The 11,648-nt window shown below is 45.3% G+C and carries 10 protein-coding genes; 6 read left to right on the forward strand and 4 right to left on the reverse strand.

Annotated elements, in window-relative coordinates:
* Positions 1-56 precede the first annotated feature (56 nt).
* Complete coding sequence (locus HW45_RS19615; protein WP_038229100.1) at positions 57-875, forward strand: alpha/beta fold hydrolase; 819 nt, start codon at positions 57-59, stop codon at positions 873-875.
* A 72-nt stretch (positions 876-947) separates the two neighbouring features.
* Here HW45_RS19615 and plsY read toward each other — a convergent pair whose 3' ends face one another.
* Entirely contained in the window at positions 948-1,544 is a 597-nt protein-coding gene (plsY, locus tag HW45_RS19620; RefSeq protein WP_038229101.1) for a glycerol-3-phosphate 1-O-acyltransferase PlsY, read from the reverse strand.
* A 105-nt stretch (positions 1,545-1,649) separates the two neighbouring features.
* On the opposite strand from plsY, the gene folB reads away from it, so the two are divergent.
* Genes folB through HW45_RS19635 form a run of 3 tightly spaced genes read left to right on the forward strand, consistent with a single transcriptional unit; the run spans position 1,650 to position 3,305 of the window.
* The gene (gene folB / locus HW45_RS19625; protein ID WP_038229103.1) at positions 1,650-2,009 is read left to right on the forward strand and encodes a dihydroneopterin aldolase; all 360 of its coding nucleotides are present in this window, start codon (positions 1,650-1,652) and stop codon (positions 2,007-2,009) included.
* Entirely contained in the window at positions 2,006-2,488 is a 483-nt protein-coding gene (folK, locus tag HW45_RS19630) for a 2-amino-4-hydroxy-6-hydroxymethyldihydropteridine diphosphokinase (RefSeq protein WP_038229104.1), read from the forward strand. The genes folB and folK overlap by 4 nt, the downstream gene beginning before the upstream one ends.
* Positions 2,489-2,501: 13 nt before the next feature.
* A complete protein-coding gene (locus tag HW45_RS19635) occupies positions 2,502-3,305 on the forward strand; it encodes an undecaprenyl-diphosphate phosphatase (RefSeq protein ID WP_038229107.1) in 804 nt (267 codons plus the stop codon).
* An 11-nt stretch (positions 3,306-3,316) separates the two neighbouring features.
* Here the strand turns inward: HW45_RS19635 and HW45_RS19640 are convergent, their stop codons facing one another.
* On the reverse strand, positions 3,317-4,543 hold the full coding sequence (locus HW45_RS19640) for a multifunctional CCA addition/repair protein (protein ID WP_038229109.1): 1,227 nt from the start codon (positions 4,541-4,543) through the stop codon (positions 3,317-3,319).
* Between the two features lie 86 nt (positions 4,544-4,629).
* Between HW45_RS19640 and HW45_RS19645 the strand changes: the two genes are divergently transcribed.
* Positions 4,630-6,294 (forward strand): ExeA family protein, encoded by a 1,665-nt coding sequence (locus HW45_RS19645; protein ID WP_038229111.1) that lies wholly within the window; start codon positions 4,630-4,632, stop codon positions 6,292-6,294.
* Entirely contained in the window at positions 6,291-6,893 is a 603-nt protein-coding gene (locus HW45_RS28450; protein WP_051868235.1) for a general secretion pathway protein GspB, read from the forward strand. Before HW45_RS19645 ends, HW45_RS28450 begins: the two co-directional genes overlap by 4 nt.
* A 48-nt stretch (positions 6,894-6,941) precedes the next feature.
* On the opposite strand, the gene HW45_RS19655 is transcribed toward HW45_RS28450, so the two are convergent.
* Positions 6,942-8,708 (reverse strand): PglL family O-oligosaccharyltransferase, encoded by a 1,767-nt coding sequence (locus HW45_RS19655; RefSeq protein ID WP_038229113.1) that lies wholly within the window; start codon positions 8,706-8,708, stop codon positions 6,942-6,944.
* Between the two features lie 70 nt (positions 8,709-8,778).
* Positions 8,779-11,607, reverse strand: coding sequence for an excinuclease ABC subunit UvrA (gene uvrA, locus HW45_RS19660; protein ID WP_038229114.1), 2,829 nt, complete (start codon positions 11,605-11,607; stop codon positions 8,779-8,781).
* Positions 11,608-11,648: the final 41 nt, after the last annotated feature.

Genomic DNA, 11,648 nt, shown 5'->3' on the forward strand with positions numbered 1-11,648 from the left:
AGTCTGTGACTTACCATCTGTGTTAACCTGTTAAAAAACATAGGGAATGAACGAATATGAAACAATTCAAGGTTGATGACCAAACCATGGCATATCAAGATGTGGGTCAAGGACCAGTAGTTCTTTTTGGTCACAGCTATTTGTGGGACAGTGCGATGTGGCAACCGCAAGTAGAAGCGCTAAGCCAACACTATCGCTGCATTGTTCCAGACCTTTGGGCACATGGCGAGTCAGAGGCAGCGCCAACTTCGATGTCGAATCTTAAAGATTACGCGCAACATCTCTTGGCGTTAATGGATAAGCTTGAAATTGATGAGTTTTCTATCGTTGGTTTGTCCGTTGGAGGGATGTGGGGCGCAGAGCTAACCGCATTAGCACCAGCGAGAGTCAAGAGCTTAGTCCTTATGGACACGTTTGTAGGTCTAGAGCCTGAAGTTGCTCATGCTAAATATTTCGCCATGCTAGCAACGATCACCGAGCTTAAAGCCGTGCCAGCACCGATTGTTGAAGCAGTGGTGCCACTGTTCTTTGCCAATAATGCCAAACAGGTTAATGCTGAGCTTGTTGATGGTTTTGAAACTAATTTGTCTGCATTGAGCGGTGACAGAGCGGTTGAAGTTGCACGGATTGGTCGTATGGTCTTCGGTCGACGTGATTTGTGCGATGAAATTGAGAAATTCGCGCTACCTGCTCTAGTCGCAGTCGGAGCAGAAGATAAGCCACGACCAGTACTTGAATCGTATTTGATGAATGATCTGATTTCTGGCAGTGCGATCAATGTGATTCCAGAAGCTGGTCATATCAGTAATTTAGAGCAGCCAGAATACGTGACTGCCATGCTGACAGAGTTCTTAGCTCAGCATAGCCAACAGTGATAACTCTCCACGCTCAAATAGTGTTTAGCGGTGCCAATTGGCGCCGCTTTTTGCTATTTGGTTAGCTGCCAACTACGAGATTTTTTTCTTACCAAGTTTGGGTTCACTTCCATCAAACAATCGGCGAATGTTTTGGTGATGCCTCAGTAAAATAAGACAGCTCAACATAGCAACAGGAAGCGTAAAGAGTGGTCTTGCCATCCAAGTGTAAACTGGTGCAAGCAAAACCGTGACTATGGCCGCTAAGGACGAATAACGAAAGATCACAGCAACCAGTAACCAAGTGCCAGTGATAAGTCCGGTGAGATCCCAGCCGATAGGTGCAATCGCGCCAAGTGCGGTCGCGACTCCTTTTCCGCCTTTGAAGTGAAAGAAAATAGGGTACATGTGCCCAAGACACGCAGCAATCGCAATGACACCAAGAATGACAGGGTCTATCCCCAGATAGTAGCCACTCCAAACCGGAATTGTACCTTTGAGCATATCGCACAATAGTACACCTACCGCCGCCCCTTTGCCTCCGATACGAAGCACATTGGTAGCGCCTGGGTTATTTGAGCCTACTGTTCTTGGATCGGGTAATCGCAGCAAACGACAGATCAGCACTGCACTTGAGACTGAACCAAGTAAGTAAGCTGCGATGATCATAGCAAACGCTAACGGGGTCATTAGGCACCTTTTCGCAAGAAATTATCTAAGGGGACTGATATCATATCGAAAATAGTACGTTTTTTCCCAACAAATGGGTATCCGACCTCTAATAAAGGACAAATCATGGCATTGGATAAAGTATTTATAGAACAGCTTGAAGTCATTACTACTATTGGTGTTTATGACTGGGAACAAGAAATAAAACAAAAGCTTATATTAGATATTGAGATGGCTCACGACAATGCTCCAGCTGGAAAAAGCGACGATGTCATTGATGCATTAGATTACTCAAAGGTGAGCGAAGCCGTACTCAATCATATTGAAAACGGTCGTTTTCTGCTGGTAGAAAGAGTTGCTGAAGAAATTGCTGAGTTAATTCAAACTCAATTTTCAGTGCCTTGGGTGAGAATTCGTTTAGCGAAACCGGGTGCAGTACCACAAGCCAAAAGTGTTGGTGTTGTCATCGAAAGAGGCGAGGCATGATTACTGCCTTTATTGGTGTGGGCTCTAATGTGGATCGTGAAAAACACATTCGCGCTGCGTGCCAAGAGCTATCGCTCATCGCTAGTAACTTAAAAATGTCACCGGTGTATGCTTGTGAATCTTTTGGTTTCTCAGGTAATGATTTCTACAACATGGTGGTTCGTTTAGATACATCGCTGAACTTGGTTGAGTTTAGTGCTGCTTTGAAAGAGATCGAAGTAAAGTGGGGGCGAGATATTGACGCGGCTAAGTTTCAAAATCGCACCATAGATCTCGATATCCTGTTGTTTGGAAATGAAATCTCACAAAAAAAGCCGCTTGTTCCACGTGAAGACATTTTTAAATATTCATTTGTCACACAACCTCTGTATGATCTTGCTCCAGATTTGGTCATTCCAAATGATGAGCGCACACTCTGTCAGATCTTAGCGGCGATTCCAGCTCCTGTGGCTTTAAGAAGAATCGATTTTCAATTTTAGTTGGTAGTTAATAATGAGTTATTTTGAAGCCTTTATATTGGCTCTAATTCAGGGACTTACTGAGTTTTTACCTATTTCAAGTTCGGCTCACCTGATTTTACCTTCAGCGGTTTTAGGATGGGAAGACCAAGGTTTAGCCTTTGATGTGGCAGTACACGTGGGTACGTTAGCTGCGGTGGTTATCTATTTCCGCAAGGAAGTGGTTACCTTATTTGGCGCGCTATTCGGCTCTATTTTCAAAGGAGAGCGCAGTAAAGAGGCTAAGTTGGCTTGGATGATTGTCCTTGCAACTATTCCTGCGTGTATCTTTGGTTTGCTGATGAAGGACATCGTGGAACTGTATTTGCGCAGTGCTTATGTGATTGCGACAACGACAATCGTGTTTGGTTTGCTGCTTTGGTGGGTAGACAAAAACTCCAAGTTAGCAGACGATGAATACCAAGCGGGTTGGAAGAAAGCGTTATTTATTGGCTTAGCACAAGCTTTGGCGATCATACCTGGTACTTCTCGCTCTGGTGCGACCATCACGGCGGCGTTGTATCTCGGATTTACTCGCGAAGCGGCAGCGCGTTTCTCGTTTCTGATGTCTATCCCAATTATCACTCTGGCTGGTGCTTATCTTGGTCTAAAACTGGTGACAGGCTCTGAGCCCATTCATGTTGGTTTCCTACTAACTGGCATCATCGTGTCTTTTATTAGCGCCTACATTTGTATTCACTTCTTCCTAAAATTGATCTCAAGAATGGGTATGACACCATTTGTGATCTATCGACTAATTTTAGGTGTGGGCCTATTTGCGTTTCTACTGATGAGCTAAGACGACAAAGCCTAAGCCTTAGGGCTTAGGCTTTGTTCTACGGCTTTAACACGACGCTTATCAAGTTCTTCTTTAATTGCTTGTCCTTTAAAACCATCTGCTATGATGTCTTGCACTTCCACACTGATTGCCGCTTGGTAAGCTTGCATGAAACGTTCGGCTTGTGGATACGGGGCTCTCTCCAATCCTTTTCGTCCTTTATGATCGGCCTCACAGCACACCAAGACTTGCTGTAATTTTTCGGGTTTACGCCACACATCGAGTTGGCCAAAAATCTTAATGAAGGTTGCCGGCCTTAGCTCGGCCGCACGATGAACGTTGGAGTGCTGAGCGCAAACCGCAACAGCTAAATCACGGTACTCATTAGGTACACGTACGCGACTACAAAGAGACTTTATAGCTTTTTGTCCAGTGTGTGTATGAAGCTTATGGCTTGGCCACTCTTCTGGAGGCGTTAGAGCTTTTCCGAGGTCATGAACTTGAGCGGCAAAACGGACGATTGGCGATGTGCTTAGCAATGCAGCTTGCTGTGCAACCATCAGCGTGTGTATGCCCGTATCGATCTCAGGATGCCACTTTTCAGGTTGTGGAACACCAAACAGTGCGTCTAACTCTGGCAAAACAACTGCAAGCGCACCGCAGGAACGAAGTACATCTAAAAACACCTCAGGATGACGAGTTGTCAGTGATTTGTGCCACTCTTGCCACACTCGCTCGGCGGTTAAGTGCTGCAATTCCCCATCGTTAACGATTGATTTCATTAGATCCATGGTTTCTTGAGCGACAGTAAATCCGAGGTGAGCAAGCTTGGCCGCGAAACGAGCGACTCGCAGCACCCTAAGTGGATCTTCAACGAATGCCGGTGAGACATGACGTAACACTTTATTTTTTATGTCTTGCTGTCCGTTGTAAGGATCAATAATACGTCCTGAATCGTCCTGTGCCATGGCGTTAATGGTAAGATCGCGGCGCATTAAGTCCTGTTCTAGAGTAACATCTGGCGATGAAAAGCATTCGAAACCGGTATAGCCTTTGCCAGCTTTGCGTTCAGTGCGAGCGAGAGCGTGTTCCTGTTTCGACTTAGGATGCAAGAAGACAGGAAATTCCTTGCCTACAGCTTGAAAGCCGTCAGCCAACATTTGTTCTGGTGTTGCGCCAACCACGACCCAATCTTTGTCATAGACCTCAAGTTTAAGCAATTGGTCGCGTACTGCGCCCCCAACAAGATAGACTTGCAAATTGGCTCCCCTTTTTCGTACTTAGCCGTTGGCATTCATCTAGCTCAATGGTACTTTGCTTTGACTGATATTGTAAGGTTGAATGGATGTATAAGGATTATTTTGGTTTTTACGAGGTGCCATTTTCAATAGTACCGAGCTCTCGTTATTTATTCTTGAGTCAGCGACATCGAGAAGCAATGCAGCACCTTCAAGCTGGTCTTGGCCAAGGTGGTGGATTCGCCATGTTAACGGGAGAAGTGGGGACAGGAAAAACCACCGTAGCCAAAGCCATGTTAGCGTCACTGGATGATAAAACGGCATCTGGATTGATCCTAAATCCTACGTTTTCGAGCCAAGATCTGCTTGAAGCTATCTGCGACGAGTTTTCACTTAGTTACCCTGAAAGGGCTTCCTTAAAACAGCTCAGCCAAGCCATTTACCAATATTTAATCGATAATGATCAACAAGGTATTAATACGCTACTTGTGATCGATGAAGCGCAGCATCTCTCTGCGGAAGTTCTCGAGCAGTTGCGACTGTTGACTAACCTTGAAACGGATGATCATAAGTTACTGAAAGTTTTGTTGATTGGTCAACCTGAGTTACAAGACAAACTGCGCACAACCCAATTACGCCAATTGGCCCAACGAATCACCGGACGCTATCACCTATTGCCGCTTACGGAAGGGGAGACTCGCCAATATATAGAGTTTCGCTTGTCGACGGCTGGCGGTGACATTTCACTGTTTTCGAAGGGGGCTGTGGCTGCCATAAATAACGCCAGTCAGGGCATTCCGCGTTTGATTAATCTCATCGGAGATAAAGCGTTACAGTATGCTTATCACTCAGGAGAGAAAAAAGTATCTAAGTCTTTGGCTCATAAAGCTTGTGAAGATATTCTTTCGTTCCAAGCTCCTGGTGTGGGACATTCGGTGCAAAACACAGGTGGTGGTTTGTCAGAGTTATTGTCGACTTATGCAATGCCTGCGCTACTAGGCATTGCAGTTGCTGGGGGACTGTACTGGAAAGGTGCCGAAGGATTAGCGTGGTTGTCATCATTATCAAACCAACAGCAAGTTGCTGAGCCAGTCAGTACCTCAAATACTTCTTCCCAAGAAGTGATGTTACCCGTTAACAATGTTGCAGAAGCTTATCCTAAAGAGCTACTGCAAGATCTGTTTAAACGAAAAGATAAAATATCTGCGATTCAAGAGCTTTATGCGGTTTGGGGCTACAAAGCAGGTGTACTTGATGGCATGTGCGAAGAGTCACCGAGCAGTAGTTTTGAGTGCCAAAAGTATTTAGGTACCTTGTCTCAGATAGAGCAACAGAATCTGCCTGTTGTGATGTCTTTGTATTTGGATGGACGACAAAGTTATGTGGTGCTGTATCAAGTTTCAGACGACCAAGTGCAAGTGCTGAATGGTCAGCAACGTATCTCTTTGCCGAAGTCATGGCTTGAGCAGTTATGGACTGGTGAATACTACTCTATTTGGCAACGTGAACTGCAAACCACGCTCCGATTGAATCAACAGGGAGCGCAAGTTCGGTTATTGGATGAAAAATTGTCAAAAGTGCTTGGAGGTACACCTTCTGGTAGCGATATTTTCGACGAAGCACTAAAACGTAAAGTGGAAGTCTTTCAGCGTTGGCAGAATATTGATGTTGATGGCATAGCTGGGCGCAATACGCTGCGTAAATTGGAGCTGTTAACCCAGAATAACCCACCTTCCATCGAAGCCAAGCAGAACCAAGAGGGGTCACTATGAAGTCTCTAATCTGGAGTAGTTTAGTGCTCGTTTCTGTCGGTGCAATAGCCTCTCAGAGTGCACTGGAGGACCCACAGAAACCAAGCGAATCATACTCTATTTTGGCATACCCTGATTTTTCGCAGCTTAAACCGTTGCCACAAGTCAGCGTGCCCGTTGCTACGACTCAGGTCACTCAAGTTGTAAACACGACGAGTGCTAGTTCACCTATTGATGTTGTGCCAGATACCAACACGGCTTCAGAACAGTCTTTTGATTTAGAGAACTTAGATCTGAGTGGTTTAGACCCTGAGATTGCTCGCAAAGTCGCGTCTGCCATCAATAAGACAGAACCTACTTTAGTACCAAGTAATTCAGATCATATTGCTCTGGAAGATAATCAAGCTCGTTATCGTGGACGTCTGCCTGCATTGAATCTACAAACTCATATGTATTCGTCTGATGCTCAGCGACGTTGGGTTAAAATCAATGGTCAAGAGTTAAAAGAAGGGGATAGGCTGAATAATATCCAGTTGCTAGCTATAGAGCCTCAGTTCATTACCATTCGCTTTGATAACGATATCATTGATATTCCTGCCTTGTATGAATGGGGCGGATAAAAAACGGGACGCTAGGTAGCGTCCCATTTTCATTGTCATTGAGTATATTTAGTTTGCTGCAGAGACTTTGGGAGGCTTCGCCTGTAATGGCTCGATAGCAACTAGCTCAAACTGCTGATAAGGGAATAGATATTCTGCTTCGGTTTTTACTTGCTGAGCTTTACTCGTATCTCCCATCCCTTGGTAAGCCGTTATCAGATTACGATAAAAAGCAGGACGTGGCTTGTGACGGATAATATCCACAGACCAGTCAATATAAGGTTGAATTAGCGTTTTATCACCAGTGCGTAACCCGAGCTTTAGGTAAGTGCTATAGACATCCCAGTCATAACGATCTTGCCATGCCATAGGGTTACTGACTTGCTCTAAGATGGTGACATCGACTGGGTCAGATTTTTCAAACTTAGTTAACACATAATTAGTATGCAAAGACGCAACCATATAGGTGATGACCAAAATTGGTATCAATAGAGACATCACTCTCGTCAGTGTCTTAGTTACACCGGATAACGAAGCTTGTTTTAATCGAGGCGTACGTTGGTCTACCCAATAAATCAGGATGATAAAGGTAATCCAGTGTATCAGTGAATGATAAAACGGATACTCCGTTTGACTGTGCAGCACAATGGGTAAGAATAGAGCGAATATAGCCAAGCGTGTCCCGGGTTTAGCGGTGTAAATTCGGCTTAGGATGAAAAGAGCCGCGAGCAAAATGCCAAGAATCGGCAGCAATCCCCCCTCAATCCCCCAAAACAACAATTCGTTATGTGGGTGATCCAGAGCAGGTACGCCAGCAGCAAAATTGTTGTTGAGCTGGTGCTGTCGAGCCGTATACACCATGTACTCCGCTTCAAACTTTCCCAATCCATAGCCAGTAAATGGCTTCTCGATCAGCATATCTATGGACTGGCTGTAAATCGTTGTACGAATGTCGGTAAAGCTGGCTTTTTGTTCGATAAGATTTTGGCTACTGCTGTTGCCAAATCCAAGCAAAAGTCCTAATGCTACGCCGGCTAAACTAGCAAAAGACCAGCCTCGAAAGCGCTTCCTAGTTGAGTGTCGATATAGATAAGGGATAAGCAGCAATGTTCCGATTAGTGCACCTAGCCAGCCTGTTCTTGAGCCTAAAACGACAATTAGAGGTAAGGTAATAACGGGTGTTAAATATAAGATGGAGACATCGCTGATATGCCAGTTATATTTATGTCGTTGACGTGCGAGCAGATAACCAGACAGAACCAGAGCGGTGGCGAGAAAGCTAGCCATCACATTAGGCTGTTGGAAGATCCCATAAGGGCGGTTAATGATTACGTTATATCCCATGAAATTATCATCGGACAGCAAGAAATATTGGCCATAGCCAATCGCAGACTCAATCAGAGCCGCTAGGACAACCAACCACAAAAACCGTTGTTTCTGCTTATTGGTGAAGCGAAATTGCTGCAAAACAATGAACAACAACATGCCACTCCACAGAGCAATAAATCGAGGAGCGACGGAAACCATGTCGGGTTTGCTGTAGAACAGTGGAACACTTAACAGAATACAAGAGAGCAACAAACCAATAGTAAGTTTGCTATAACGCAATACTTGGTTGCTACCGAGTTGATAAAGCCCAATAGCTAAAGCGACGCTAAATGCAATCCACGCTGTGTTATTGAAGGTGAGTGCAAGCCCCAAGCCGCCTGGATTTGGCCAGAAAACATGTGTCGCGATGAGATAAAGCATCGCCATAGCGGCCATGAACTTTCGATTGAGCGGGGGACGAACTCGATTTTCAGCCAGTTCTGTACCGTTGGTATGAATAATTGCCATGCTTGCTACTAGTTAATGAACAAGAAAGAGAGTGACGTAACCATACGTCACTCTTCTAAGATGCCCTAATTTAACCTTTTAGCATAGGTTTTAGGAAGCGTGCTGTGTGAGAACCTTCGACTTGAGACACATTTTCTGGGGTCCCTTGAGCGATAATTTCTCCTCCTCCCTGTCCACCTTCTGGTCCTAAATCGATGATCCAGTCAGAAGTTTTAATGACATCAAGATTGTGCTCGATAACCACGACGGTATTGCCATGGTCACGAAGACGGTGCAGAACGGACAAGAGCAGCTCGATATCGTGGAAATGCAGACCTGTTGTTGGCTCATCTAAAATATAGAGCGTTTTACCCGTATCACGTTTAGAGAGTTCTCTAGCCAGTTTAACCCGCTGAGCTTCACCACCTGAAAGTGTTGTCGCAGCTTGACCGAGACGAATGTACGAAAGACCTACGTCCATTAGGGTTTGTAGTTTTCTAGCAATTACAGGAACCGGATCGAAGAACTCACGAGCATCTTCTACAGTCATTTGTAGCACTTCATCAATGGTCTTACCCTTGTAGCGAACTTCTAACGTTTCACGGTTATAACGCTTCCCTTTACATACGTCACATGGCACGTATACATCAGGTAAAAAGTGCATTTCTACCTTGATAACGCCGTCACCTTGACATGCCTCACAGCGGCCGCCGCGAACATTGAAGCTAAAGCGACCTGGTTTGTAGCCACGAGAGCGTGACTCTTGAGTGCCTGCAAACAGTTCGCGAATGGGGGTGAAGATACCAGTATAAGTAGCAGGGTTAGAGCGGGGTGTACGACCTATTGGACTTTGGTCAATATCGATCACTTTATCGAAATGCTCTAAACCTTCAATCTTCTTATAAGGGGATGGTTCGGCAGTTGTTGCTCCATTGAGCTGAGTGTGCGCTATCTTAAAGAAGGTATCATTAATCAGGGTGGATTTACCTGAACCGGAAACACCAGTAATACAGCTAAATAGACCAACTGGAATAGTTAAATCGACATTTTTAAGATTATTGCCTGTTGCACCTTGCAGCTTCACCACCTTCTTGGCATCCATTGGCGTACGCTGTTGAGGAATCGCGATTTCTCGTTTCCCGCTTAGGTACTGACCGGTTAGTGATTCTTCTGATTGGATAATGTCTTCAATAGTACCTTCAGCTACTACAGAACCACCATGAACGCCTGCGCCAGGGCCAATATCAATGACGTGGTCTGCCGTTCGGATAGCATCTTCGTCGTGTTCAACAACCAATACGGTGTTACCTAGATCTCTTAAATGCGTTAGCGTATTAAGAAGACGTTCATTGTCGCGCTGGTGGAGACCAATAGAAGGCTCATCAAGAACGTACATTACCCCGACTAGACCTGCACCAATTTGACTTGCCAAGCGGATACGCTGCGCTTCCCCGCCTGAAAGTGTTTCGGCACTGCGTGACAGGTTTAAGTAGTTAAGGCCTACATTAACGAGGAAGTGCAGACGATCATTGATCTCTTTCATGACTTTCTCTGCTATTTGGGCGCGTTGCCCCTCAAGCTCTAATGAACGGAAAAAGTCCATGGCACCACTGATGCTCATTTCAACGATTTCTGGCAATGTGGTATCAGCGATAAAGACATTACGTGCTTCTTCACGCAGTCGAGTACCACCACAAGAACCACAGGATTTTGTCGAGATATATTTCGCGAGATCTTCACGTACTGAGTTAGATTCAGTATCACGATAACGGCGCTCAAGGGTATTTAGGATCCCTTCAAATGGATGGCGTTTCACGCGGATATCACCGCGATCGTTAACGTAGTTAAATTCTACCTCTGTACGACCTGAGCCTGTGAGCACCACATCTTTGATCTTTTTCGGCAGAGATTTAAAGGGCGCGTATAAATCAAAGTCGTAATGCTTGGCCAGTGAGGTCAGCATTTGGAAGTAGTAGTAGTTCTTCTGATCCCAACCACGAATCGCACCTTCAGCAATGCTCAGTTCTTCATCCATAACTACTCGGGCTGGATCGAAGTATTGTTGGACTCCTAAACCATCACACGTGTGGCAGGCCCCAGCAGGGTTGTTAAACGAAAACAGGCGAGGCTCAAGCTCTTGCAAGCTATAGCCACAGTAAGGGCAAGCGAAATTAGCAGAAAAGATGATGTCCTCTTTTTCAGGTTCATCCATCCAAGCGACACCGACGATGCCTCCTGAGAGTTCTAGTGCGGTTTCAAAAGATTCGGCAAGACGCTGCTGTAAGTTATCTCGAACTTTAAAGCGGTCGACAACCACCTCAATGGTGTGCTTTTTATGCAGCTCAAGTGTCGGCGGATCGGAAAGATCGCAGGTTTCTCCGTCGATACGGGCGCGAATAAAACCTTGAGCTGAGAGGTTTTCTAGAGTTTTAACATGCTCACCTTTACGCTCCTTAACAATTGGAGCTAGCAACATCATTTTAGAGCCTTCTGGTAGCTCTAGAACCTTATCAACCATTTGGCTAACGGTTTGTGCGGCTAGTGGTGTTTTGTGTTCTGGGCAGCGTGGCTCGCCCACTCGAGCATACAGCAAGCGCAAGTAGTCATAGACTTCTGTAATGGTACCTACAGTTGAGCGAGGGTTATGCGAGGTGGATTTCTGCTCTATAGATATAGCTGGAGACAAGCCTTCGATGTGGTCAACATCAGGCTTTTCCATCAAGGATAAAAACTGTCTTGCATAAGCGGATAAGGATTCCACATAACGACGTTGCCCCTCTGCGTACAGAGTATCAAAGGCGAGTGAAGACTTACCTGAACCCGAAAGGCCAGTGATAACGGTCAGTTTGTCGCGAGGAATTGTCAGATTGACGTTTTTTAGGTTATGGGTTCGAGCACCCCTAACTTCGATCTTATCCATTGTTGCCACTCATGTAATACGTAGTGTGACAAGTATTACAT

Origin of the sequence: Vibrio sp. ER1A, assembly GCF_000733315.1 — a bacterium.
Classification (GTDB): domain Bacteria; phylum Pseudomonadota; class Gammaproteobacteria; order Enterobacterales; family Vibrionaceae; genus Vibrio; species Vibrio mediterranei.